The 25,866-nt window shown below is 64.8% G+C and carries 22 protein-coding genes; 17 read left to right on the plus strand and 5 right to left on the minus strand.

Features of this window, described 5'->3' with window-relative positions; all coding sequences use genetic code 11:
- Positions 1–2: 2 nt before the first annotated feature.
- From AC1Q5W_RS01835 to AC1Q5W_RS01855, 5 genes are all read left to right on the plus strand, one after another.
- On the plus strand, positions 3–1,292 hold the full coding sequence (locus tag AC1Q5W_RS01835) for a branched-chain amino acid ABC transporter permease (RefSeq protein ID WP_492646021.1): 1,290 nt from the start codon (positions 3–5) through the stop codon (positions 1,290–1,292).
- Complete coding sequence (locus AC1Q5W_RS01840) at positions 1,289–2,071, plus strand: ABC transporter ATP-binding protein (protein ID WP_492646022.1); 783 nt, start codon at positions 1,289–1,291, stop codon at positions 2,069–2,071. The genes AC1Q5W_RS01835 and AC1Q5W_RS01840 overlap by 4 nt, the downstream gene beginning before the upstream one ends.
- A gap of 2 nt (positions 2,072–2,073) precedes the next feature.
- Positions 2,074–2,769, plus strand: a complete 696-nt coding sequence (locus tag AC1Q5W_RS01845; protein ID WP_492646023.1) for an ABC transporter ATP-binding protein — start codon at positions 2,074–2,076, stop codon at positions 2,767–2,769.
- 123 nt (positions 2,770–2,892) lie between these two features.
- Positions 2,893–4,992 carry a 3-hydroxyacyl-CoA dehydrogenase NAD-binding domain-containing protein gene (locus AC1Q5W_RS01850; protein WP_492646024.1) on the plus strand — a complete coding sequence of 700 codons (2,100 nt, stop codon included), beginning with the start codon at positions 2,893–2,895 and terminating at the stop codon, positions 4,990–4,992.
- 33 nt (positions 4,993–5,025) lie between these two features.
- Positions 5,026–6,201: an acetyl-CoA C-acyltransferase gene (locus tag AC1Q5W_RS01855; protein WP_492646025.1), complete on the plus strand. Its 1,176-nt coding sequence runs from the start codon at positions 5,026–5,028 to the stop codon at positions 6,199–6,201.
- 394 nt (positions 6,202–6,595) lie between these two features.
- Here the strand turns inward: AC1Q5W_RS01855 and AC1Q5W_RS01860 are convergent, their stop codons facing one another.
- A complete protein-coding gene (locus AC1Q5W_RS01860) occupies positions 6,596–6,994 on the minus strand; it encodes a hypothetical protein (RefSeq protein ID WP_492646026.1) in 399 nt (132 codons plus the stop codon).
- Positions 6,995–7,432: 438 nt separating this feature from the next.
- Here AC1Q5W_RS01860 and AC1Q5W_RS01865 point away from each other — a divergent pair, with 438 nt between their 5' ends.
- From AC1Q5W_RS01865 to AC1Q5W_RS01890, 6 genes are all read left to right on the plus strand, one after another.
- Positions 7,433–9,298 (plus strand): acyl-CoA dehydrogenase, encoded by a 1,866-nt coding sequence (locus AC1Q5W_RS01865; RefSeq protein WP_492646027.1) that lies wholly within the window; start codon positions 7,433–7,435, stop codon positions 9,296–9,298.
- Between the two features lie 98 nt (positions 9,299–9,396).
- Positions 9,397–10,191, plus strand: coding sequence for an SDR family oxidoreductase (locus AC1Q5W_RS01870; RefSeq protein ID WP_492646028.1), 795 nt, complete (start codon positions 9,397–9,399; stop codon positions 10,189–10,191).
- 4 nt (positions 10,192–10,195) lie between these two features.
- Entirely contained in the window at positions 10,196–10,651 is a 456-nt protein-coding gene (locus tag AC1Q5W_RS01875; RefSeq protein WP_492646029.1) for a PaaI family thioesterase, read from the plus strand.
- Between the two features lie 98 nt (positions 10,652–10,749).
- Positions 10,750–11,766, plus strand: a complete 1,017-nt coding sequence (locus AC1Q5W_RS01880) for an NADP-dependent oxidoreductase (protein WP_492646030.1) — start codon at positions 10,750–10,752, stop codon at positions 11,764–11,766.
- A gap of 8 nt (positions 11,767–11,774) precedes the next feature.
- Positions 11,775–12,713, plus strand: coding sequence for a glutathione S-transferase family protein (locus AC1Q5W_RS01885; protein ID WP_492646031.1), 939 nt, complete (start codon positions 11,775–11,777; stop codon positions 12,711–12,713).
- A 29-nt stretch (positions 12,714–12,742) separates the two neighbouring features.
- Complete coding sequence (locus AC1Q5W_RS01890) at positions 12,743–13,648, plus strand: SDR family oxidoreductase (protein ID WP_492646032.1); 906 nt, start codon at positions 12,743–12,745, stop codon at positions 13,646–13,648.
- Here AC1Q5W_RS01890 and AC1Q5W_RS01895 read toward each other — a convergent pair whose 3' ends face one another.
- Both AC1Q5W_RS01895 and AC1Q5W_RS01900 read right to left on the minus strand, forming a co-directional pair.
- A complete protein-coding gene (locus AC1Q5W_RS01895) occupies positions 13,649–14,836 on the minus strand; it encodes a GGDEF domain-containing protein (RefSeq protein WP_492646033.1) in 1,188 nt (395 codons plus the stop codon).
- 69 nt (positions 14,837–14,905) lie between these two features.
- Positions 14,906–16,075 carry a GGDEF domain-containing protein gene (locus AC1Q5W_RS01900; RefSeq protein WP_492646034.1) on the minus strand — a complete coding sequence of 390 codons (1,170 nt, stop codon included), beginning with the start codon at positions 16,073–16,075 and terminating at the stop codon, positions 14,906–14,908.
- Positions 16,076–16,327: 252 nt separating this feature from the next.
- On the opposite strand from AC1Q5W_RS01900, the gene AC1Q5W_RS01905 reads away from it, so the two are divergent.
- From AC1Q5W_RS01905 to AC1Q5W_RS01920, 4 genes are all read left to right on the plus strand, one after another.
- Positions 16,328–18,721, plus strand: coding sequence for a Tex family protein (locus tag AC1Q5W_RS01905; RefSeq protein ID WP_492646035.1), 2,394 nt, complete (start codon positions 16,328–16,330; stop codon positions 18,719–18,721).
- A 95-nt stretch (positions 18,722–18,816) separates the two neighbouring features.
- A complete protein-coding gene (locus AC1Q5W_RS01910) occupies positions 18,817–19,623 on the plus strand; it encodes an HDOD domain-containing protein (RefSeq protein WP_492646036.1) in 807 nt (268 codons plus the stop codon).
- A gap of 23 nt (positions 19,624–19,646) precedes the next feature.
- Positions 19,647–20,801 (plus strand): patatin-like phospholipase family protein, encoded by a 1,155-nt coding sequence (locus tag AC1Q5W_RS01915; RefSeq protein ID WP_492646037.1) that lies wholly within the window; start codon positions 19,647–19,649, stop codon positions 20,799–20,801.
- A 20-nt stretch (positions 20,802–20,821) separates the two neighbouring features.
- Positions 20,822–21,817 (plus strand): alpha/beta hydrolase, encoded by a 996-nt coding sequence (locus AC1Q5W_RS01920; RefSeq protein WP_492646038.1) that lies wholly within the window; start codon positions 20,822–20,824, stop codon positions 21,815–21,817.
- Between the two features lie 9 nt (positions 21,818–21,826).
- Here AC1Q5W_RS01920 and gbd read toward each other — a convergent pair whose 3' ends face one another.
- Positions 21,827–22,963 (minus strand): 4-hydroxybutyrate dehydrogenase, encoded by a 1,137-nt coding sequence (gene gbd / locus AC1Q5W_RS01925; protein ID WP_492646039.1) that lies wholly within the window; start codon positions 22,961–22,963, stop codon positions 21,827–21,829.
- A gap of 55 nt (positions 22,964–23,018) precedes the next feature.
- Between gbd and AC1Q5W_RS01930 the strand changes: the two genes are divergently transcribed.
- Both AC1Q5W_RS01930 and AC1Q5W_RS01935 read left to right on the plus strand, forming a co-directional pair.
- Positions 23,019–23,996: an alpha/beta hydrolase gene (locus tag AC1Q5W_RS01930; RefSeq protein WP_492646040.1), complete on the plus strand. Its 978-nt coding sequence runs from the start codon at positions 23,019–23,021 to the stop codon at positions 23,994–23,996.
- A 2-nt stretch (positions 23,997–23,998) separates the two neighbouring features.
- Positions 23,999–24,856 carry a YbgC/FadM family acyl-CoA thioesterase gene (locus AC1Q5W_RS01935; RefSeq protein ID WP_492646193.1) on the plus strand — a complete coding sequence of 286 codons (858 nt, stop codon included), beginning with the start codon at positions 23,999–24,001 and terminating at the stop codon, positions 24,854–24,856.
- A gap of 30 nt (positions 24,857–24,886) precedes the next feature.
- Here the strand turns inward: AC1Q5W_RS01935 and ygfZ are convergent, their stop codons facing one another.
- On the minus strand, positions 24,887–25,843 hold the full coding sequence (ygfZ, locus tag AC1Q5W_RS01940) for a CAF17-like 4Fe-4S cluster assembly/insertion protein YgfZ (RefSeq protein ID WP_492646041.1): 957 nt from the start codon (positions 25,841–25,843) through the stop codon (positions 24,887–24,889).
- Positions 25,844–25,866 lie beyond the last annotated feature (23 nt).

The raw sequence follows: 25,866 nt of genomic DNA on the forward strand, positions 1-25,866 counted from the left end.
ACATGCAGAACACTTTCCAATACAAACCTCTCAACACCGGACGCTGGATCATCTGGAGCCTTTTTGCGCTGCTGCTGCTGGTGGCACCACTGGTCTTCAACAGCGGCCTGGGCCTGACCGTGCTCTCCCAGATGGGCATCGCCATCATTGCCTGCCTGTCCTACAACATGCTGCTGGGCCAGGGCGGCATGCTGAGTTTCGGGCATGCCGTGTACACCGGCCTGGGGTCTTACCTGGCGATCCATGCGCTCAACAGCATTTCCGATGGCTCGCTGCCCATTCCCGTCTCCACCGTACCGCTCGTGGGGGGGCTTGCCGGCATGGGCTTTGCGATCCTGTTCGGCTATGTGACCACGCGCAAGGCCGGCACGACCTTCGCCATGATCACCTTGGGCATGTCCGAGCTGGTGTTTGCCATGTCATTGATGATTCCCGAGTTTTTTGGCGGGGAGGGTGGTGTTTCCGGCAACCGGGTGACCGGCCAGGCGTTTGCGGGCATTACCTACGGTCCGGCCATCCAGGTGTACTACCTGATCGCGGTCTATACCTTCGTCGCGGTAGTGGCCATGTTCGCCTTCACGGGAACCCCCCTGGGCCGCATGCTCAATGCCGTGCGCGACAACCCGGAGCGGGTGGAGTTCGTGGGCTACAACACCCAGCGCATCCGCTACACCGCGTTCATCATTGCCGGTTTTTTTGCCGGCATCTCGGGCGGACTGGGCGCCTTGAATTTCGAGATCGTGACGGCCGAAGTGGTGGGGGCCGCGCGGTCGGGCGCCTATCTGCTGTTCACCTTCCTGGGCGGTGCAACCTTCTTCTTCGGGCCCATCATCGGCGCGATCCTGATGGTGCTGGCCTTTGTGCTGTTCAGCGAGTTCACCAAGGCCTGGCTGCTGTATCTGGGGCTGATCTTCCTCTTCATGGTGATGTACGCACCCGGTGGTGTGGCCAGCCTGATCATGATGAACCTGCGCGTGGCGTCGTTTGGCAAGCTGCGCACCCTGTGGGTGAGCTACCTGGGGCTGGCGGTGACCGGGCTCGTGGCGCTGACCGGCGCGGCCGCCATGGTGGAAATGACCTACCACCTGCAACTCAATGCCGCCCAGGGTTCCACCCTGACGTTCATGGGCATCCCGCTGGACGCCAATGGGCTGGACAGCTGGTTTGGTGCGGGTTTCGTCCTGCTGACCGGGTTGGGGCTGTTTGAGCTGGTGCGACGCCAGTTCGCACGCGACTGGGGTGCCATCCAGGAATTCATCGAGAAGCAAACCAGTCAGGGAGAGTCCGCATGAGCGCACCGGCAAATTACGCGCTTGAATTGAAAGATCTGCGCAAGAGCTTTGGCAAGACCGAAATCATCCGGGGCGTCAACCTCGCGATCAAACCCGGCGAGCGGGTGGCCGTCATCGGCCCCAACGGCGCCGGCAAGTCGACCCTGTTCAATCTGATCAGCGGCCGGTTTGAGGCCAGCAGCGGCGATGTGCTGCTCAACGGTACCCGGATCAACGGCAAGAAACCGTATGAAATCAACCGTCTGGGCCTGTCCCGCAGCTTCCAGATCACCAACATCTTCCCCAAGCTCAGCGTGTTCGAGAACCTGCGCTGCAGCGTGCTGTGGAGCCTGGGGTACCGCTACACCTTCCTGAAGTTCCTCTCGGGCCTGCACGACGCCAACCAGCGGGCGCAGGAGCTCATGGAGATGATCAAGCTCGACAAGAAGCGCGATGTGCTGGCCATGAACCTGACGTACGCCGAACAGCGTGCGCTGGAAATCGGCATCACCATCGGCGGCGGTGCCGGCGTGATTCTGCTGGACGAACCGACGGCCGGCATGAGCAAGAGCGAGACCTCGCGCTTTATTACCCTCATCAAGGAAGTCACCGAAGGCAAGACCCTGCTCACCGTGGAGCACGACATGGGCGTGGTGTTCGGACTGGCCGACAAGATTGCGGTCGTGGTGTATGGCGAAGTCCTGGCGTTTGACACCCCGGATGCGGTCCGGGCCAACGCGCGGGTGCAGGAGGCCTATCTGGGGTCTTCTGTGGCAGAGCAACAGGCGGGGGGACATTGACCATGCTGCAAGTATCGAATCTGCATGCCTACTACGGCAAAAGCCACGTGCTGCATGGCGTGGACATGCACGTCAAGGGCGGCGAAATCGTCGCTCTGCTGGGCCGCAACGGCTCGGGGCGCTCCACCACGGCCAAGGCCATCATGGGGCTGGTCAACTGCGAGGGCTCCGTGCTGTGGAAGGGCAAGGAAGCGCTGGGCCACAAGACCTACGAAATTGCCCACCTGGGACTGGGCTATGTGCCCGAAAGCCGCGACATCTTCCCCAAGCTCACGGTCTACCAGAACCTGCTGCTCGGCCAGAAACGGGGCAAGAAGAACGCCCGCTGGTCGTTTGACGACATGTACCGCATGTTCCCGCGCCTGAAAGAGCGCGAGCACACCGAAGCCGGCGTGCTGTCGGGCGGCGAGCAGCAGATGCTGACCCTGTGCCGCACGCTCATGGGAGACCCGGACCTGGTCATCATCGACGAGCCCACCGAGGGCCTGGCGCCCAAGATTGTGGAGCTGGTGGCCGAGTACCTGAAAGAGCTGCGCAAGCGGGGCATTTCGGTGCTGTTGATCGAGCAGAAGCTCACCATTGCCATGAACATTTCCGACCGCTGCCTGGTCATGGGCCACGGCAGCATCGTGTTCGAAGGCACGCCCGACGAACTGCGCAACGCCAGCGACATCCGCAAGGAGTGGCTGGAGGTCTGACGGTTTTGTCTCTGCTGTGACAAAGCCCGCTCGGGAATTCACCCAAACCGTTCTACAATCTTAAAAAAGAACGGTCGTTCTATTTTTTTGATTGTTCCCTATCTATTAACGAGGAAAGCAAGCATGACCGCCCAATACCAAGTCCACGGCGACGTCGCCGTAATCACGCTGAACAACCCGCCCGTCAACGGCCTGGGCCACGCCACACGCCAAGGCATTGCCGACGGCATGGCCAAAGCCAATGCGGACGCGGCCGTGAAAGCGATCGTCATCACCGGCGCCGGCAAGGCGTTTTCGGGCGGTGCCGACATCAAGGAATTCGGTTCCCCCAAGGCCATGCAGGAGCCGAACCTCAACAGCGTCATCTCGGTGCTGGAGAACTCGACCAAGCCCGTCATTGCCGCCATCCACACCGTGGTCATGGGCGGTGGCCTGGAACTGGCCCTGGGTTGCCACTACCGCGTTGCCGCCCCCGGCACCAGCGTGGCGCTGCCCGAAGTGAAGCTGGGCCTGCTGCCCGGCGCCGGTGGCACCCAACGCCTGCCCCGCGTGCTGGGCGTGGAACCCGCCCTGAACATGATCGTCAGCGGCGAAGCCATCAAGAGCGAAATGCTGGCCATGCTCCCCGGCCAGAAGCTGTTTGACAAGCTGGCTGCATCCGCCGAATCGCTGGCCGAAGAAGCCCTGGCATTTGCCCGCTCGGTGGCCGCGACCCGTCCCTTGCCGCTGGTGCGCAACCTGCCGTGCAAGCACCCGGAAGGCGACGCCTATTTCGCTTTTGCCCGCAACATGGTCAAGGGCATGTCCAAGAACTTCCCTGCGCCTGCCAAGTGCGTCGACGCCGTGCAAGCTGCCACCAAGGGCAAGTTTGACGCCGGCATGGCCGTCGAGCGCGACATCTTCATCACCCTGATGAACACGGCCGAAAGCCGTTCGCTGCGCCACCTGTTCCTGTCCGAGCGCGCTGCGTCCAAGATTCCCGATGTGCCTTCGGACACCCCCGTGCGCGAGATCAAGTCGATCGCCGTCATCGGCGCCGGCACCATGGGCGGCGGCATTGCCATGAACTTCCTCAACGCCGGCATCCCCGTCAAGATGCTCGAAATGAAGCAGGAAGCGTTGGACCGCGGCGTGGCCACCATCCGCAAAAACTACGAAGCGCAAGTTGCCAAGAAGAAACTCAAGCAGGACAAGTACGAGCAGCGCATGGCCTTGCTGACCACCACGCTGAGCTACGACGACCTGGCCGGCACCGACATGGTGATCGAGGCCGTGTTTGAAGAGATCGGCGTCAAGGAAGCCGTCTTCAAGGAACTCGACCGCGTCATGAAGCCCGGTGCCATCCTGGCCTCCAACACCTCCACGCTGGACGTGAACAAGATTGCCTCCTTCACCAAGCGTCCGCAAGACGTGGTGGGCCTGCACTTCTTCAGCCCGGCCAACGTGATGAAGCTGCTCGAAGTGGTGCGCGGTGCCAAGACCGCCAAGGACGTCATGGCCACCGTCATGGGCGTTGCCAAGAAGATCCGCAAGACGGCCGTGGTATCGGGCGTGTGCGACGGCTTCATCGGCAACCGCATGATCGAACAGTACGGCCGCCAGGGCGGTTTCCTGCTGGACGAAGGCTGCACCCCCGCGCAAGTGGACAAGGCCATCGAGAAGTTCGGTTTTGCCATGGGACCGTTCCGCATGGGCGATCTGGCCGGCAACGACATCGGCTGGGCCATCCGCAAGCGCCGCTACCAGGAAAAGCCCGACATGAAGTACAGCAAGACCGCTGACCTGCTGTGCGAAAAAGGCCGCTTTGGCCAGAAGACGGGCGCCGGCTGGTACGACTATGTGGCGGGCAAACGCGACGCCATCCCCAACGCCGAAGTGGTGAGCATGATCGAAGAGCACCGCAAGGCCCTGGGCATCACGCCGCGCAAGATTTCGGACGAAGAAATCGTCCAGCGCCTGGTGTTCAGCCTGGTGAACGAAGCCGCCCACATCCTGGAAGAAGGCATTGCCAACAAGGCCAGCGACATCGACATCGTCTACATCTTCGGCTACGGCTTCCCCGCACACCGCGGCGGCCCCATGAACTACGCCGACGAAGTGGGCCTGTTCAACGTGGTGCAAGCCATGAACCGTTTTGCGCAAAACCCGCTGGACGATGCCAAGTTCTGGCAACCCGCGCCCCTGTTGGCCAAGTTGGCTGCTGAAGGCAAGACCTTCAACTAAGCGCCCAGCCTCTATATCGAACAAGGAAACAACATGACTTCAGCAGTAATCGTATCGACCGCTCGCACCCCCCTGACCAAGAGCTGGAAGGGCGCCTTCAACATGACACACGGCGCCACGCTGGGTGGCCACGTGGTTGAGCACGCCATCAAACGCGCCGGCATTGACGCCGCCGAAGTGGACGACGTCATCATGGGCTGCGGCACCCCCGAAGGTGCCAGCGGCGCCAACATCGCCCGCCAGGCCGCTCTGCGTGCCGGCTGCCCCATCACCGTGTCGGGCATGACGGTGAACCGCTTCTGCTCGTCCGGCCTGCAGACCATTGCTCTGGCCGCACAGCGCATCATCGCCAACGAAGGCGACATCTACGTGGCCGGCGGCCTGGAAACCATCTCCTGCACCGCGCAGGAAATGAACCAGCACATGCTGGAGGAAACCTGGCTGATGAAGAACAAGCCCGAGGTCTACTGGCCCATGCTGCAAACGGCCGAGCAGGTCGCAAAGCGTTACAACATCAGCCGTGAAGCCATGGACGAGTACGGTGCCGCCAGCCAGCAAAAAGCGGCTGCCGCGCTGGAGAAGGGCCTGTTCAAGGACGAAATCGCCCCCATCACCGTGACCATGGGCGTGGCCGACAAGGTCATGGGCCTGATGACCAAGCAGGTCACCGTCAGCGACGACGAAGGCATCCGTGCCGGCACCACGTATGACGGCATCAAGGGCCTGCGTTCCGCCTTGCCGGGCGGTCTGATGACTGCTGGCAATTCGAGCCAGCTGTCTGACGGCGCCGGTGCCGTGGTCGTCATGCACGAAGACCTGGCCGCCAAGAAGGGCCTGAAGCCCCTGGGCCGCTTCCTGGGCTTTGCCGTGGCCGGTTGCGAACCCGACGAAATGGGCATCGGCCCCGTGTTCGCCATCCCCAAGGTCCTGAAACGCCTGGGCCTGACGATGAACGACATCGACCTGTGGGAGCTGAACGAAGCCTTCGCCGTGCAGGTGCTCTACTGCCGCGACAAGCTGGGCATTCCCGCCGACAAGCTCAACGTGAACGGTGGCGCCATCGCCGTGGGCCACCCCTTCGGCATGAGCGGCCAGCGCCTGACCGGCCACGCCCTCATCGAAGGCAAGCGCCGCGGTGCCAAGCGCGTCTGCGTCACCATGTGCATTGGTGGCGGCATGGGTGCAGCCGGCATTTTCGAAGTGCTGTAACCTTTTCAGCGGGTCAAGCACCCGCTACATGCTATTGATTCAATAGCTGGCCGCGCAGATTCCGAAAGGGCTGCGCGGCTTTTTTGTACCTAAAAGGTAGCCAGCCTTGCCGGTGCTGACGGCCCGCTCAATCCTTGAGGATCACCCCCAGGGCATTCAGCTTCTTTGCATAAGAATCCCGGCGCTTTGCAGCCTTTGCCGCGGTTTCTACGGCCGCCTGAATGGCAATTCAGCGGCTCATAGCGACTGGAGCATCGGTGACGAGGATTCCATATCGGCACGGACCACAATAGAGTCCACTTTAGATGTCGAATATACGACTGCAGGCGCTTCCTACAAAGCCAAACTATCGGTCAGTTTCTTGCGCTTGTGTGGGGGAGTCCATATACGAGAGTTAGCCATCTTTAAGCGAGCAGTTAAAGAATGCATACATAAGCGCCAAGGCGTCCTTGGCATCACATTCCAAAATTGATCTCGGGTGAACTCGTTCCTCTAGAAAGCGGTTACCGAACGAGTGCCTGTGATCTTGGCTCTTTCGGTGGGTAAACGGATTTCGAATCTCGCGCAGGTGATCAGCGCCAGACAAGATCTCGGGCGAAAAAAGACCAGCCTCTTTAGACAAGCGAATTGCATCAACAAACGAAACACCGTACTTGGCGAGACCATACTTGACGAGTTCATCCGTAATGGTGTGCTCGATGAAGGCTACTGAAAGCAATAGCGATGCTAGTGCAATAAACCATGCGATTGAACCAATGAATGCAAGTGCGGATAAAACCTTGATGATCAGCATACGCGGGGTCCTGATGCATAACGTAACGTATATCGCAAACCCTGCGGGTTATTGTGGAGTCTGCGGGATAAACGGAACATAGAAATTGATCCAAAGTGGCGCCACCATTGGCTTTTCGAGTAGGTGACCATAAGTTGATACCGGTATAAAAAACCGACAAAACCGGCAACGACCTGCGTCGAGTCTACGTGCCCAATGAGGCACTGCACATCCCCCAAACGGGGGATTCCAGTCGAATTTGCAGTACGAATGTCCGCTGTGATACCAATGTGTAAATGACAGCGCGTGTGCGTGCCCATGTGCATTGGCGGCGGCATGGGTGCAGTGGGCATTTTCGCAGTGCTGTAACCAAGCGGACAGTTCTCGCTCCCCACAAGGCCGGGACTGCGCAAGAATGTGCAATTCGGCTTTTTTCGATTCCCTGTTTCTGGAAACACCATGAATCTGCGTCCCACCATCGATTTCCTGCTCAACGACTGGCTCAACACCACGGCGCTCACCGCACGCGAACGGTTTGCCGACCACTCGCGCGACACCTTCGACGCCGTGCTCGACACCTGCGAGCGCATTGCCCGCGAGAAGTACGCGCCGTTCAACCGCCTGGCCGATGTGGAAGAGCCGCGCACCGTGACCGAGCCCGACGGCAGTCTGCGGGTGGTGTTGCCGCAGGCCACACATGAAGCGCAGAAGGCCTATGCCGAGTCCGGCATGCTCAGTGCCGCGCAAGACTACGAGATGGGTGGCATGCAGCTGCCCTACAGCGTGGAGGCGGCAGCCAACGCCTTCTTTGCCTGTGCCTCGGTCAGCATCGGAACCGGCATGCTGACGACCGGCAATGCCAACCTGCTGATGACCCACGGCACCGCCCTGCAGAAAGAGGTGTTTGCGAAGAACGAGTTTTCGGGCCGCTGGGCCGGCACCATGTGCCTGTCCGAGCCGCAGGCGGGCTCTTCCCTCAGTGACGTGGCAACCCGTGCGGTGCCCGATGGGGTGGACTTCGAGAAGGACCCCCTGGGCGCGCGTTACCGGCTCAAGGGCAACAAGATGTGGATCTCCAGCGGCGAGCATGAGATCAACGAGAACATCATCCACCTGGTGCTGGCCAAGATTCCCGATGCCGACGGCAAGCTGGTGCCCGGCACGCGCGGCATTTCGCTGTTCATCGTGCCCAAGAAGCTGGTGGATACCCAGGGCGCGCTGACCGGCGTGCGCAACGATGTGGCCCTGGCTGGCCTGAACCACAAGCTGGGCTGGCGCGGCACCACCAACACACTGCTGAACTTTGGTGAAGGCAAGTTCCCGGTGGGGCAGGGCGGCTACGACGGCAAGGGCGCCGGGGCCGTGGGTTACCTGGTGGGCCAGCCCGGCAAAGGCCTGCAGTGCATGTTCCACATGATGAACGAAGCCCGCATTGGCGTGGGCATTGCGGCCACCATGCTGGGCATGGCGGGCTATTACGCCTCGCTGGACTACGCGAAAAACCGCCCGCAGGGCCGCCCCATGGGTGTGGGCGGCAAGGACGCCGCCCAGCCTCAGGTGGCCATCATTGAACACGCCGACGTCAAGCGGATGCTGCTGGCCCAGAAGGCCTATTGCGAAGGCGCCCTGGCGCTGGAGCTGTACTGCGCCCGCCTGGTGGACGAGCACCACACGGCCGGCGGCGCCGTGGCCGATGACGCGCGCCTGCTGCTGGAAGTGCTGACCCCCATCGCCAAGAGCTGGCCCAGCGAGTGGTGCCTGGAGGCCAACTCCCTGGCCATCCAGATCCACGGCGGCTACGGTTACACGCGCGACTTCCCGGTGGAGCAGTACTGGCGCGACAACCGCCTGAACATGATCCACGAAGGCACCCACGGCATCCAGGCCACCGACCTGCTCGGACGCAAGGTGCTGATGGAAGAGGGCCGTGGCCTGAAGCTGCTGGCCGAGCGCATGACCGCGTCCATCAGGCGCGCAGCCGCCGTGCCCGCGCTGGCCGACCATGCCGCCGCGCTGGGCAAGGCCCTGCAGCAGGTTGCCGCAGCCACTCAGAAAGCCTGGGCCACCGGCAACCCAACCGAGGCGCTGGCCAACGCCGTGCCCTACATGCAGGCCTTCGGCCACACCGTGCTGGCCTGGATCTGGCTGGACGTGGCCACCAAGGCCCTGGAACACGACGCGGCTCAGAGCCGCCCCGGCACCCAGGGGCGCCTGGGGGCCACGCACTTCTTCTTCCACTACGAGCTGCCCAAGATCGGGGCCTGGCTGTCGGTGGTGGAGTCGCGCAACACCACCTGCGCCGACCTGCCGCAAGAGGCGTTCTAAACCCCACGCCTTGACCCATATCACGCCGGAGACATGCGCCAGCAGGTTCCCGGCGGCACAATCATCTTTTCCCCTATTTCTGCAGGAGACATTTCCCCATGACCGCACGCACCGTTCAGAAACTGTTTGACCTCACTGGCAAGACCGCCCTGGTAACCGGCGGCTCGCGCGGCCTGGGTCTGCAAATGGCCCACGCCCTGGGTGAAGCCGGCGCCAAGATCATGCTGAGCTCGCGCAAGGCCGAGGACCTGGAGCAGGCCGCCGCCGAACTGCAGGCCGCCGGCATCGACGCCCGCTGGATTGCCGCCGACTGCGCCAAGGACGCCGACATCACCCGCCTGGCCGACGAGACCCTGCAGCGCATGGGCGACGTGGACATTCTGGTCAACAACGCCGGCGCCTCCTGGGGTGCAGCGGCCGAAGACCACCCCGTTGCGGCCTGGGACAAGGTCATGAACCTCAACGTGCGCGGCTACTTCCTGCTGAGCCAGGCCATTGCCAAGAAGAGCATGATTGCGCGCCGTTCGGGCCGCATCATCAACATCGCCTCCATCGCCGGACTGGGCGGCAACCCGGTCGAGATGAAGACCATTGCCTACAACACCTCCAAGGGCGCCGTCATCAACTTCACCCGCGCCCTGGCGGGCGAGTGGGGGCAGTACGGCATCAACGTCAATGCGATCTGCCCCGGATTCTTCAAGACCAAGATGGCCATCGGCCTGATCGAAAGCCTGGGCGAGGACAAGATGGCTGCCCACGCGCCCCTGCGCCGTCTGGGCGATGACGAAGACCTGAAGGGCCTGAGCCTGCTGTTCGCCTCCGATGCCGGCAAGCACATCACTGGCCAGTGGATGGCGGTGGACGGTGGCGTCAGCGCCATCGTGGCGGGCTGACCCGATGTGGGACAAGGCCGTGGGCTTCGGGGTGGAAATCCCGTTTGTGAAGCACCTGGGCTTCGAGCTGACGCAGTTCGAAGGCGGGCACTCAGAGATTCTCTACACCGCCCAGCCGGAGCACCTCAACTCGTTCTCGGTCACCCACGGCGGCGCGATCATGACGCTGATGGACGTGTCCATGGCCACGGCGGCCCGCAGCCAGTGGCCGGAAATGGGCGTGGTCACCATCGAGATGAAGACCAGCTTCATGCAGCCCGCCGTGGGTCCGCTGGTGGCCAAGGGCGAGCTGCTGCACCGCACGGCCACCATGGCCTTCACGCAGGCCACCGTGTTCGACGCCGAGGGGCGCAAATGTGCGCATGCCACCGGCACCTTCAAGTTCGTCAAGCGCCTGCCCACCGGCGCCCGCAGTGTCAACACGCTCAACGTGGCTAACGGCACCATTTCCACCGACTGAGCGCCGCGCCACCATAATTTGTGCGAAATGGGCAGCAGGCCCTTTTGTTTATTGCGTACACAGCTATTGATTTGATAGCGCACACCAGGAGATTTTCCATGCCAACCAACCACCAGATCCACCTCGACAACCGCCCCACGGGCGAAGCCGTTGCCAGCAACTTCAAGATGGTCACCGCAGAAACGCCGGCCCTGCAGGACGGCCAGGTGCTGGTGCGCCACCACTTCCTAAGCCTGGACCCCTACATGCGCGGGCGCATGAACGACGCCAAGAGCTACGCCCAGCCGCAGCCCCTGGGCCAGACCATGGGTGGCGGCACGGTGGGCGAGGTGGTGGAATCGCGCAACCCGCGCTTTGCCGTCGGCGACAAGGTGGTGGGCATGGGCGGCTGGCAGGAATACAGCGTGGTCGACGCCAACCAGCCCGGCGCCCTGCGCAAGGTGGACACCACCCACGTTCCCCTGAGTGCCTACCTGGGCGCCGTGGGCATGCCCGGCGTGACGGCTTGGTATGGCCTGGTCAAGATCTGCGCGCCCAAGGCCGGCGAGACCATGGTGGTCAGCGCGGCCACCGGCGCCGTAGGCAGTGCCTTTGCTGCACTGTCCAAGGCACGCGGCTGCCGCACCGTGGGCATTGCCGGCGGACCGGAAAAATGCCAGTACGCCGTGCAGGAGCTGGGTTTTGACGCCTGCATCGACTACAAGCTGCACAAGGACGCCGCTTCGCTGGGCCGGGCCATCAGGGAAGCGTGCCCCAACGGCATCGACGGGTATTTCGAGAATGTGGGCGGCATGGTGCTGGACGCCGTCCTGCCCAACATGAATGCCTTTGGTCGCATTGCCGTGTGCGGCATGATTGCTGGCTACGACGGCCAGCCCCTGCCCCTGAGCTACCCGGCGCTCATCCTGACCCAGCGCCTCACGGTGCAGGGTTTCATCGTCAGCGAGCACATGGAGGTTTGGCCCGAAGCCCTGAATGAACTGGGCACGCTGGTTGGCACCGGCAAGCTCAAGCCGCGCGAGTCCATTGCGCAGGGCCTGGCTGCGGCGCCCGAGGCCTTCCTGGGTCTGCTCAAGGGCAAGAACTTCGGCAAGCAGCTGGTCAAGCTGATCTGAGCACCGCCATGGCTGACCTCATCCTGCACCATTACCCCACCTCGCCCTTTTCGGAAAAGATCCGGCTGGTGCTGGGGTACAAGAACCTGGCCTGGAAGTCCGTCACTATCCCGGCCATCCTGCCCAAGCCGGATGTGCTGGCCCTGACCGGCGGCTACCGCAAGACTCCGTTCCTGCAGATTGGCGCCGACGTGTACTGCGACAGCGCCCTGATCTGCGACGTGCTGGAGCAGCACCAACCCCTGCCCACGCTGTACCCACCATCCCAGCAGGGCCTGGCACGCGTGCTGGCACAGTGGGCCGACACCACGCTGTTCTGGGCGGCCATGGCCTACAACCTGCAGCCCAAGGGGGCAGCGGCCATGTTCGACGGCGCGCCGGTTGAGGCCGCCAAGGCCTTTGGTGCCGACCGCGCCGCCATGTCCGCGGGCATGACGCGCCTGCGCCCGGCCGACGCCACGGCGGCCTACAAGTCGTACCTGCGCCGCCTGGCCAGCATGCTCGAAGGGCAAGACTTCCTGCTGGGCAGCGCCCCGTGCGTGGCCGACTTTGCCGCCTACCACCCGCTGTGGTTCAGCCGCGTGCGCGTGCCGGTAATGGCCGGCATTCTGGATGCCACGCCCGCGGTCCTGGCCTGGATGGACCGCATGGCGGCGCTGGGCCACGGCCGCATGGAAAAACTATCTGCTACAGAATCCATAGCTGTCTGCGCAGCATCTGCGGCATCTCTGGCCCCGATTGACCCTACATTTCAGGACGAGCACAGCATTCCCCTGGGCAGCCGCGTCACCGTGGCAGCGGAAACCTTTGGCCAGGAGCCCACCGAAGGCGAGCTGCTGGCGGCCACCCGCACCCGCTACACCCTGCGCCGCACCGATGCACGTGCCGGCACCGTGCACGTGCACTTTCCCCGCATCGGCTACGTGCTGCGCAAGGCCGAAGCCTGAGTTGTCTACTTTCAGAAATCTTCACCACCATGATCACTGACTTCAAGAACAAGACTGCCGTATTAACCGGCGCCGGCTCCGGCTTCGGCCTGGAATGCGCCCGCATCGGCGCCCGGCTGGGCATGAACCTGGTGCTGGCCGACGTGCAGCAGGACGCGCTGGACAAGACGGTGGCCGAAATGCAGGCGGCCGGCGCCCCGGTGCTGGCCATGCGCGTGGACGTGTCCAAGGCCGACCAGATGCAGGCGCTGGCCGACGCGGCCTTTGCCCGCTTTGGCGCACCGCATTTCGTGTTCAACAACGCCGGGGTGGGGGCAGGGGGCCTGATCTGGGAAAACAGCCTGCAGGACTGGGAGTGGGTCCTGGGCGTGAACCTGATGGGCGTGGTGCATGGCGTACGCCTGTTCACCCCCATGATGCTGGCGGCGGCCGAGGCCGACCCCGCCTACCGGGGGCACATCGTCAACACGGCCAGCATGGCCGGCCTGCTCAACGCCCCCAACATGGGTGTCTACAACGTCAGCAAGCATGCCGTGGTGAGCCTGACTGAAACGCTGTACCAGGACCTGTCGCTGGTGTCCGACCAGGTCAGCGCCAGCGTGCTGTGCCCGTATTTTGTGGCCACCGGCATCAACGACAGCCAGCGCAACCGCCCGGACGGACTGCAGCCGGACAAACCCACCCGCAGCCAGCTGATCGGTCAGGCCATGATCGGCAAGGCCGTCAGCTCGGGCAAGGTCACCGCCGCCGAGGTGGCGCAGAAGGTGTTTGACGCCGTCGGATCAGGCCAGTTCTACATCTACAGCCACCCCAAGTCCATCGGTTCGGTGCAGACGCGGATGGAAGACGTGCTGCAGGCGCGCAATCCGACCGATCCGTTCGCACAGAAACCCGAGCTGGGTGTGGAACTGAAAAAAGCCCTGCGCGGGGCCTGATCAGGCTCCGGGGGCTGCCACCACCCGGTTGCGGCCCTGCTGCTTGGCCGCGTACAGCGCCTGGTCGGCGTCGTGGTACAGGCTGTCGAAGTCCCGCTTCTGGCTGGCCGTGGTGCCTGTCACTCCGATGCTGACCGTCACCGGAATGCTCAGGCCGTTCCAGCGCGCCGGGTTGGCCTCCATGCGGCGGCGCACCGTTTCGGCCGCCCGGCGGGCACCCTCCAGCGAGGTGGCCGGCAGCAGCACCATGAACTCTTCGCCACCCAGTCGCCCCACCAGGTCGGTGCTGCGCACCGAGCTGCTGGTCACCAGCGCAGCATGCCGGAGCACGGTGTCGCCAGCCGGGTGCCCCCAGGTGTCGTTGATGCGCTTGAAGTAGTCCAGGTCCATCAGCAGGATGGCGGTGGCCGTTCCCTGGCGCTGGGCCCGGTTGAGTTCGTTTTCGGCCAGTTCCACGAAGGTGTTGCGGTTGAACAGCCCGGTGAGACCATCGGAGCGGGTCAGGCGCTCCAGCTCCCGCTGCTTGTCCTGCAACTGCAGGTTGGACGCCTCCAGCTGCATCTGCTGCAGCTTGATGGTGGTGAACTTGCGCCACAGCATCACCGACAGGGCCCAGCCCATGATGCAGGCAGCGACGCCATTGAGGCGGTTGGAGAGCAACAGGGTGGCATTGGCCTGCGTCCAGCCCATGGCCACAAAAAAAGCCGCATACGACGCCAGGTATATATACAGGGCAATCAGGGGCCGTATGTAGATGGCCACGCTGATGACCGTGCAGCCAATGAGAAAGGGCGTGATGTTGGGGGTGACCCACTGGTCAATGACCGCCACCGCAATGGAAAACAGCATGCCCAGGGCCACCACCAGCCGGGGCAGAACGTACCCCCAGCGCGTGCGGCTGGCATGGCGAAAGCGGTGGCTGGCAACGCCACAGGCCACCATGGCCAGGCCCATGCCGGCGTGGGCCAGCAACAGGGCCACCTGCCACCGGTGGGTCTGCGCGTTGGCAGGGGAGACCGACAATTGCGCCGCCATGACCAGCACCACCAGCCCGTTGAGGGCGGCAATGACGGCACTCAGCCAGCGGACCCGCTCCAGGTTGGAGACGGCGGCGGCATCCACGACACGGGCATGTTCGCTTCGCCAAAGGTCCAGCAGGCGACGCAATTGGTGAAATCGGGCAAGCATGGACACAGTGTAACTTTGCACTGTGACAACTCGGCGCCCGCCCCGGGCAAGCCCGAGCGGGCCGAGAGGCTACTCTTCGCCCTCGGTGCACACCACCTGGTTGCGTCCGCCCTGTTTGGCCAGATACATGCGCCGGTCGGCCAGATCCACCAGCATTTTCCAGTTGAAGACCTGGTCGGCCGCACGCTCGGCGATGCCCACGCTGGCCGTCAGCGGCGTGTTGTCCGGGCGCTTGCCAAAACCCACGCTGCGCATGCGCTGCAGTGCCGCCTGGGCCTGCTCCAGGTTGGTGTTGGGCATGATCAGCAGGAATTCCTCGCCGCCCCAGCGCGCCAGCATGTCGCCCTGACGCAGGTTTTCGTGGACGAAGGCTGCCATGTCCACCAGCGCCTTGTCGCCGGCCTCGTGCCCGAACTGGTCGTTGATGCTCTTGAAATGGTCCAGATCGATAAAGGCCAGTGACAGGGCCGAGTCGCTGCGGGTAGCAATGGTGAACTGCAACTCCAGCACCTCCTGCGCGCTGTTGCGCGAAAAGGCCCCGGTGAGCGTGTCGCGGATGGCCTGGCGCACCAGCGCAATCATGAAGGCCAGCTGGCTCATGCCGGCCAGCGTGGCCACTCCAGTGATCAGCACCAGCAGCCAGAACGCACCGGCGAAGGACGGCCAGTCCAGCGTGCTCCAGCGCAGGGACCCGGCCAGGGCCTGGGCAATCAGGATCGGGCTGGCGATGGCCAGGTTTTCCAGCAAGGTCAGCGGGAAGACGGACAGGCCGGCCAGCAGCACGAACGGCAGAAAGGCATAACCGGCGCCGATAGCCGCCGAGATGCCGGACAGCTGGTAGTGGCTGAGCACCGTGAAGGACGCGACGTAGAAGACCGTGGGAATGGCAAACAGCAGCGCCATGGCCCGGTAGGCGTCAAAGAGTTCGCCGCTGGGCCGGTAATTGAGCAGCAGGCTGGCAAAGGTGCCGGCCGCGATCAGCCGCATCAACGCCAGGTTGAACCACAGCGGAAAGGGGAACACCACCAGGTCGACCAGGCTCCACAGCGGCGTCAGGATGGCGAACAGCAGGGCAAACAGACGCACCCGGTTGACGATCATGATGGCGCGCCGGCGCGTCAGCAGCGCCATGTGCCGGTGCGGCGAGGCCAGCCAGACCAATTCGGATTGGTTCAGCTCCCCCGACAGCAGTTTGGCTACTCTCTTCCAGACGTGGTCTGCCAGATGCGTGATATTCATGGGTAGGCTGGACTGGTTACCGGGAGCAACCGGGGGCGCTGCCGGATGGGCAACAGGACCGCCGCGCTTGCAAAAACTGACTTTAGTCAAATTCTGGTTCATTCTATCGTTGGATATAGGCTGCCAAAGACCTGTTTACGGTATGACAGAGGCACGGCTTTGACCTGTGGCAAACTTCCGCCTTCGAATTTCCCACCGGGGTGCTGTTTTGCGGCATCCCTTCCTTTATTTCGTTAGCGGTAGCCCTTTCCCATGCAGAAAATCATCGCGCAAATTGCGCAGGAACTCCGGGTTCGCCCCCAGCAGGTCGAAGCCACCGTGCAACTGCTCGACGGCGGCGCCACGGTTCCCTTCATTGCCCGCTACCGCAAGGAAGTGACCGACGGACTCGATGACATCCAGCTGCGCGAACTGGAAGCCCGTCTGGCCTACCTGCGCGAGCTGCGTGACCGCCGGGACGCCGTGCTCAAGAGCATCGACGAGCAGGGCAAGCTCACGCCGCAGCTGCGCGCGGCCATCGAACTGGCCGCCACCAAGCAGGAACTGGAAGACCTGTACCTGCCCTTCAAGCCCAAGCGGCGCACCAAGGGCATGATTGCCCGCGAGGCTGGCATCGAACCGCTGGCCGACGCGCTGTTTGCCAACCCCGCGCTGGTGCCGGCCGACGAGGCCGCCGCCTATGTCCTGAAAGACAAGACCGAGGCCGGCGACGACTTCACCACCGTGCAGGCCGTGCTCGATGGCGTGCGCGACATCCTCTCCGAGCGCTGGGCCGAGAACCCGGCGCTGGTGCAGGACCTGCGCGAGTGGCTGTGGCAGGAGGGCCTGCTGAAGTCCAAACTGATGGACGGCAAGGACGAGACCAACGCCGACGTGGCCAAGTTCCGCGATTATTTCGATTACGACGAGCCCATTGGCCGCGTGCCCTCGCACCGTGCGCTGGCCGTGTTCCGGGGGCGGGCGCTGGACATCCTGGATGCCAAACTCGTTCTTCCCGAGCCAGATATGCCTGCAGCCCCCGTATCTGCTGCGCAGACAGCTACAAAAACAAGAGCGACGCCGGCGGTGTCACTGGCCGAAGGACGCATTGCCCTGCGCCTGGGCTGGAGCCACCAGGGCCGCCCCGCGGACGACCTGATCCGCAAGTGCGTGGCCTGGACCTGGAAGGTCAAGCTCAGCATGTCCACCGAACGCGACCTGTTCACCCGGCTGCGGGAAGAGGCCGAAAAGGTGGCCATCAAGGTGTTTGCCGACAACCTGCGCGACCTGCTGCTGGCCGCCCCCGCGGGCCCCCGTGTGGTGATGGGCCTGGACCCCGGCATCCGCACCGGTGTGAAGGTGGCCGTGGTGGACGCCACCGGCAAGCTGGTGGAAACCGCCACCGTCTACCCGCACGAGCCGCGCAAGGACTGGGAGGGCTCCCTGCACACCCTGGGCGCCCTGTGCATGCGCCACGGCGTGAACCTGATCGCCATCGGCAACGGCACGGCCAGCCGCGAGACCGACAAGCTGGCGGCCGACCTGATCAAGCTGATGGCCAAGGGCGGCGGCAAGCCCATCGACAAGGTGGTGGTGAGCGAGGCCGGCGCCTCGGTCTATTCGGCCAGCGAATTCGCCAGCCAGGAAATGCCCGACGTGGACGTGAGCCTGCGCGGCGCCGCCAGCATTGCCCGGCGCCTGCAGGACCCGCTGGCTGAGCTGGTCAAGATCGACCCCAAGAGCATTGGCGTAGGCCAGTACCAGCACGACGTCAACCAGAGCGAGCTGGCCAAGACGCTGGACGCCGTGGTGGAAGACTGTGTGAACTCGGTGGGCGTGGACCTGAACACGGCCAGCGTGCCGCTGCTGTCCAAGGTGTCGGGCCTGTCGGGCACCGTGGCCAAGGCCGTGGTGCGCTGGCGCGAGAGCAATGGCGCCTTTGCCAGCCGCCAGGACTTGCTCAAGGTCACCGGGCTGGGCGCCAAGACCTTCGAGCAGGCGGCGGGCTTTCTGCGCATCCGCGGGGGCAGCAACCCGCTGGACATGACCGGCGTGCACCCCGAGACCTACCCGGTGGTCGAAGAAATCATCGCCAAGACCGGCAAGCCGGTGGCCGAGCTCATGGGCCGCGCCGACATGCTCAAGACCCTGAAGCCCGAGCTGTTTGCCAACGCGCAGTTTGGCGTCATCACCGTCAAGGACATCCTGGGCGAGTTGGAAAAGCCGGGCCGTGACCCGCGCCCGGACTTCAAGGTGGCCCGCTTCAACGACGGCGTGGAAGACATCAAGGACCTGAAGGAAGGCATGGTGCTGGAGGGCACCGTGAGCAACGTGGCCCAGTTCGGCGCCTTTGTGGACTTGGGCGTGCACCAGGACGGCCTGGTCCACGTGAGCCAGCTGGCGCACAAGTTCGTCAACGACGCGCGCGAGGTCGTCAAGACCGGCGACATCGTCAAGGTCCAGGTGCAGGAAGTGGACGTGGCGCGCAAGCGCATCAGCCTGACCATGAAGATCGGCGCGGCTCCGGCCGGCAGCCGTGAACGCGGTGCAGGGGACAACCGCTACCAGGGACCAGCCCGCGGCGAGCGCCAGCAGGGCAGTCGCCAGGACAGCGGCTTTGCCGGCAATTCCGCCATGGCCTCCGCCTTTGCCAAGCTCAAGCGCTAGCAAATTGCTAGCACCACGGCCGGGCCGATTCATAATGCAGCCTGCGAGACCGGGTTGCGGCCTGGCGCTCACCCGTTAAGTGGAGGCGGTATTTCATGAAACTCAATGCGCTGCTGGCCCTGCAGTTCAATTTGCCCAGCATCCCCAAAGTGGTGGCCCTGTTGCTCACCGAGTTGGACCGCAAGGAAGTCGATCTGCGCAAGGTCACCCAGCTGATCAGCACCGATCCCGCGCTCACCACCCGGCTGTTGCAGATGGCCAACTCCAGCTTCTTCAAGCTCAGCGGCCAGATCAGCAGCGTCTCGGAAGCCTTGGCGGTGCTGGACCTGACCCACGTGCAGTCCATGGCCCAGGTTGCCGCCAGCGGCGCCTCGCTCAAGGCGGTTCCCGGCATGAACCTGCAGCGCTTCTGGGACTACAGCCTCAACGTGGCCAAGGTCTCGCGCTCGCTGGCCGGCCTGGTGCGGCAAAACCAGCAGGCGGCCTTCACCTGCGGACTGATCCACGCCATTGGCGAGCTGGCCCTGCACCTGGCCATGCCAGAAGAGATGGCGCGGCTGGACGGTGAAATACCGCCGCTGGACCTGCGCCGCGCCCGCTTCGAGCGCCAGGAACTGGGTTATTGCTACGCCAACGTGGGCGCCGGCTACGCCCACATGTGGATGTTCCCGCAGCCCATGGTGGACGCGCTGGAGCACCAGTACGCGCCGTTTGAGAACAATGTGTACGAGCCGCTGGCCGGCGTCATCCACCTGGCCACCTGGCGCGCCCGCGCCAAGGAAGCGGGCCTGGGCGAGCGGGAAATGGCCGTGACGTTCCCGGACGCCGTGGGCATGGCACTGGAGCTCGACATCGACATGGTGCTGCAGCAGGACCCTTTTGACTGGTCGGCGCACCACTGAGTCGCCTTCGACGCCACCCGTTCATGCACGCACTCCACATCCATGCGGGGCCGCTGGCCCGCCAGGCCATTGCCCAGGGCGGGCTGCAGCCGGCCGACATTGGCACCATTCCCGGCGCCGCCGGCGGACCCAAGGGATTGATCCTGGGGCCGCTGGACCGCTTCCTGTTCGGCGACTGGTTGCCGCGTTCCACCCAGCCCGTGGATCTGGTGGGAGCTTCCATTGGCGCATGGCGCATGGCCACTGCCTGCCTGAACCAGCCGGTTGCGGCCTTTGAACGGCTGGAACACGACTACGTGCGCCAGCACTTTGCACTCAAACCCGGCCAGAAGCGCCACAACGCGGCAGACGTCAGCGCCTTGTTCGGCCAGAACCTGCAGGCGTTTTATGGCGGTCGCGTGGCCGAAGTGCTGAGCCACCCGCGCTACCGCCTGCATGTGGTTACCTCGCACGGGCGCCACCTGCTGCAGACCGAACACGGATGGCGCACCCCGCTGGGTTACCTGGGGGCCTTTGTGACCAACGCCGTGCGCCGCAAAGCGCTGGGCGCCTGGCTGGAGCGCGTGGTGTTTTCCGGCCCCGATGCCGCAGCCCCCCACGCCGCCTGCGCCGCCTTGCCCTTTGGCACCGACGACTACCGCACCCGCCAGGTGCCCCTGAGCGCCGCCAACTTCACGCCGGCGCTGCAGGCCAGTTGCTCCATTCCCTTTGTGCTGCAGGCCGTCCACAACATCCCCGGCGCCCCGCGCGGCGCCTACTGGGATGGCGGCATCACCGACTACCACCTGCACCTGAACTACCTGAAGGGTCCCGCCACCGCTACCAAATTCATAGCTGTCGACGCATTGAATACGGAGGCTACAGGCCCAAAACGCCTGGTTTTATACCCCCACTTCCAGAAAGCGGTGGTGCCCGGCTGGCTGGACAAGCACCTCGCCTGGCGCCACGGCGCCACCCGGCACCTGGACACCATGGTGCTGCTGGTGCCCAACCCCGAGTGGGTCAAGACCCTGCCCAACGGCAAGCTGCCCGACCGGACCGACTTCACCCACTACGGCAACGATCTGGCAGGCCGCGTCAAGGCCTGGACAGCGGCCTGCAGCGCCAGCACCCAGCTGGCCGACGAGTTTGCCGCCTGGCTGGAACGCCCGGACATGGGGCGGGTGCAGCCGCTGTGAGGCCAAGGAGGGATGCACGCATGAAACAGCGTCTGCTGCTCGGCTTGCTGGCGGCCAGCCTGTACGCGGGTTTCCTGCCGGCGTGGGCCGGCCCGCTGCGCGAGCGCATCCTGGAACGCCTGCAGGAGCGCCGATTGGAATCCAGCGACGAACAGGCGCTGCTGGAATCCGGTGGCACAGAAAAAGCCCACACGCCCGCTGCGGCACGGGTGCTGCGGGATGTGGCGTACGGCAGCGATCCGCGCCAGCGCATGGACGTGTACCTGCCACCCCAGACCTCCCGTGCGCCGCAGGAGGGCAAAGCGAGCGAACGCGCGCCGGTGGTCTTCATGGTGCACGGCGGCGGCTGGCGCCACGGCGACAAAGGCGCGGGCGCCGTAGTCAACAACAAGGTGGCCCGCTGGGTGGCACAGGGCTTTGTCTTCATCTCCGTCAACAACCGGCTGCTGCCCGACGCCGACCCGCTGGAGCAGGCCCGCGATGTGGCACGGGCGCTGGCCACGGCACAGGGCAGGGCGGCCAGCTGGGGCGCCGATCCCACCCGCTTCATCCTGATGGGCCACTCCGCCGGAGCGCATCTGGTGGCCCTGCTGAATGCCGCGCCCAGCCTGGCAGCTGCGGCAGGCGCCTCGGCGTGGCTGGGCACCGTAGCGCTGGACAGTGCGGCCCTGGACGTGGCGCCCATCATGCAGGCCCGGCACTACCGCCTGTACGACCCGGCGTTCGGCACCGATCCAGCGTACTGGCGCGCCGTCTCGCCGCTGCAGCAGCTGGAAGCCACGGCCCGGTCCGTGCTGCTGGTGTGCTCGTCCCGGCGGGACGATTCCTGTGCGCAGGCCGATGGCTTCGCCGCGCGCGCCGCCACGCTGGGCGTGCACGCCCAGGTGCTGCGTCAGGACCTGTCACACCGCGATATCAACCAGACACTGGGCCAGCCGGGCGCCTACACGCAGGCGGTGGAAGCCTTCATGGCCACGCTGGACCCGGCGGTGGCACGGCGCCTGGCGCCGCGCTAGGCGGGTGCCTTACATCGACTGCACCAGCATGGCGCGGTAATCGTCCGCCGTGGCCAGGCGCGGACCGGTCTTGTGACAATGGTCGGCCAGGGCACCGGTGATGATCTGGTCGAACTGCGACGCCTGCACGCCCATTTCGGCCAGACCGCTGGGCAGGCCCAGGCGGGCGTTCATGGCCTTGATGGCCGGGCCGATATCGTCGGCCGATGCCAAGCCCATGGCGTGGGCCATGCGCTGCAGGCGCTGGTCTTTGACCATGGATTCGGCGCTGGCGTTGAAGGCAATGACCGCAGGCAGAAACATGGCGTTGAGGGTGCCGTGGTGCAGACGCGGGTCCACGCCGCCCAGGCTATGGCTCAGGCTGTGCACGCAGCCCAAGCCCTTCTGGAAGGCCATGGCGCCCTGCATGGAGGCGCTCATCATGTTCAGGCGGGCTTCGCTGTCGAGCCCGTTCTTGGTCGCTTTTTCAATATGGGCCCAGCCGCGCATCAGGCCATCCAGCGCAATGCCGTCGGCCGGGGGGTTGAAGGCCGGCGCCATGAAGGTCTCCATGCAGTGGGCAATGGCGTCCATGCCGGTAGCCGCGGTGAGCCGGGGCGGCAGGCCAAAGGTCAGCTCGGGGTCGCAGATGGCAGTCTTGGGCACCAGGTGCCAGGAGTGGAAACCCAGCTTGCGGTGGTCGTCCACGATGATGATGGCGCCACGCGCCACCTCGCTGCCTGTGCCGCTGGTGGTGGGCACGGCAATGATGGGCGCCACCCGCTCGGTAATGCGGGGCGAGCCGCCCAGAATGGTGGCGTAGTGCGTGAGCGGCCCTTCGTGCGTGGCGCCAATGGCCACGCCCTTGGCGCAATCGATGGCCGAACCACCGCCCACGGCAATCAGCCCGTCGCACTGGTGGGCGGCATACACGGCCACGGCGTCGCGCACGGCGGCTTCCGTGGGGTTGGAGGGTGTCTGGTCAAACACGGCCACGGGCAGGCCGGGCAGGGCATCCAGCGCTTTTTGCAGCACACCCGCGGCCTTGACGCCGGCATCGGTCACGATCAGGGGCCGGCGGATGCCCACCCGTTCACACTCCTGCTGGAGCAGTTTGACGGCACCCAACTCGAACTGAACCTGTGTCACGTAGTAGATTAAAGCCATGGCGTTCTGCGGTGTAGGATGAAAAAAATGCACTCTAACAAGAAAACCCCGTTCCATGAGTCACCACCGTAACCCCAAAGCCCTGCTGACCCCGGTCATGCACGGCGTGCTGGAGCGCATGGCCCGTGCCGGCCACATGCCGCTGCACGCGCTGACGCCCCAGCAGGCCCGTGCCGCGTACGCCGCGGGCGCCGACGTACTGGAACTGCCGACGCCCCCGCTGGCGCGGGTGGAGGACTTCACCATCACCGCCCGTGACGGTTTTGCCGTGCCGGTGCGGCTGTATGCACCGTCGCACGCGGTATTGCCGGTGCTGGTGTACTTCCACGGCGGCGGCTTCACCATCGGCAGCGTTGCCACGCACGACGGCCTGTGTCGCCGGCTCAGCCACCACGCGGGGTGCGCCGTGCTGTCTGTGGACTACCGGCTGGCGCCCGAACACAAATTTCCCACCGCCGCCCACGATGCCTGGGACGTGGTGCAGTGGGTGGCCCAGCAGGGTGCCACGCGGGCGCTGGATGGCACGCGGGTAGCCGTGGGTGGCGACAGCGCCGGCGGTACGCTGTCAGCGGTGTGCGCCATCTGGGCCCGCGATGCGGGCTTGCCCCTGGCCCTGCAGCTGCTGTTCTACCCGGGTACGGCCGCACACCAGGACACCGAATCGCACCGCACGTTCGCCCATGGCTTCGTGCTGGAAGAGCCCCACATCACTTATTTCTTCAACCACTACATCCGCACGCCCGCCGACCGCGACGACTGGCGTTTTGCGCCGCTGGACGGGCGCACCGACTCCGGGCAACTGGCCGAGCTGGAAGGGGTGGCCCCCGCTTGGCTGGGCCTGGCCGAATGCGACCCACTGGTGGACGAGGGCGTGCAGTACGCCGACCGCCTGCGCATGGCCGGCGTGCCAGTAGACCTGGAAATCTACCGCGGCGTGGTGCACGAATTCATCAAGATGGGGCGCGCCCTACCCCAGGCCACACAGGCCCATACCGACGCAGCGCGGGCGCTGCAGAAAGCCTTTGCACCATGAGTCTGCCCCGTTCGAACTTCCGTTTTTCCCATCGCCTGCGGGTGCGCTGGGTCGAGGTGGACATGCAGAAAATCGTGTTCAACGCCCATTACCTGATGTATTTCGACACCGCCATGGGCGACTACTGGCGGGCGCTGGCCCTGCCGTACGAGGCCGCCATGGAGCAGCTCGGCGGCGACATGTACGTGAAGAAGGCGAGCGTGGAATACCACGCATCGGCCCGCTACGACGACCAGCTGGAGGTGTGCCTGCGCTGCGCGCGGATCGGCACCTCGTCGCTGGTATTTGAAGGCGCCATCTTCTGCGCCGATGCGCTGCTGGTGACTTGCGAGCTGATCTACGTGTTTGCCAACCCCGCCACCCAGGTGTCCCAGCCGGTGCCGGACATCCTGCGCGGCATCCTGGAAGGCTATGAAGCGGGTGCGCCCCTGATCGATCTCCAGGTGGGCGACTGGCAGGCGCTGGACACAGCCAGCTCAGCGCTGCGCACCGCGGTCTTTGTGCAGGAGCAGGGCATTGACCCGCAGCTGGTGTGGGATGCCGCCGACGCTGGGGCCGTCCATGTCCTGGCCTGCAACCTGCTGGGGCAGCCCATTGCAGGCGGACGCCTGCTGCAGCATGCTCCGGGGGTTGGCCGCATCGGCCGCATGGCCGTCAACCGCGTATTGCGCGGTGGCCGGCTGGGGGCTACGGTATTGCAGGCGTTGGTGGAAGCGGCGCGGGAGCAGGGCGACCAGCTGGTGGTGTTGCACGCCCAGCACAGCGCCGTGGGCTTCTACAGCCGCCACGGTTTTGTGCCGCGCGGCGAGGTTTTCATGGAAGCCGGCATTGCCCACCAGGAAATGGTGCTGGCCCTGTAGCGCCGGGAAGACCCGGCGGCCCGCCGCGCCCTACACGTCGGCGAGCAGGGCGTAGGGCAGGGGCAAAACCTGCAGGGTCGGGCCACCGACCGCGCCCAGGTGCAAGGTTCCGGCCTCGACAGCCGAGAGCTGCGCGGAGATGATGGCATCAAACCCGCCCTGCGGCGCGGGCGCCGCCTGCACCACCGTGGCCACCGGCTGGCTGTCGTCATCGGCAGCAAACACTTCGTCGCCCGCGGCCAGGGCCGCATCGGCGTGCACCACAAATGCCCGGCGCTTGAGCGTTCCGCGGTACTGGCTGCGCGCCACCACCTCTTGCCCGGGGTAGCAGCCCTTCTTGAAATTGACGCCACCGACGGACTCGTAGTTGAGCATCTGGGGCACAAAGGCCTCCACTACGGGGGCGGTCACGGTGGCCACGCCGCTGCGCACCTCGCCCCAGGCCCAGGCGTCTGTGCTCAGCGGGGCGCCGGCGGGTGCCGGCGAACCTTCGGGGGCGACATACAGCTGGCGCGGGGTGGCGTCCGCCGGGTAGAGGTTGATCACGGTTGCGGCATCAAAATCGGCTCTGGACCAGGCAGAATGCGCGTCACCAGCTATGGTTTTGGTAGCATCTCCGGCCAGGCCGTACAGGGCGAAGGCATCGGTGGCATCGCTCAGGCGGGCCTTGGCGCGCATCACGAACATGGACAGCCGCTTGAGCGTGGGCGCCAGGATGTCGCGGCTGCATACCAGCAGGATTTCGTCCGTCCCGCGCTTGAAACCAATGAAGCTGGCCTGCATACGGCCCTTGGCGGAGCAAAAGGCCGCCAGGCGTGCCGTGTCCTGACCCAGCAGCGAAAAATCCTGGGTCAGCTGCCCGTGGATGAACTTGGCGGCGTCTTCGCCCACCACCTGGATGACGCCCAGATGCGTCAGGGGGGTGACTCCGTTCAGGGAGGAAACAGGGGCGTGCGCGGTTGCAGAAGAGGTCGTTGCGGTAGTCATGCGCTGAATTATCATTCCTCTCT

It is taken from the genome of Rhodoferax sp. MLSD5-FHT05B10 (genome assembly GCF_058793415.1).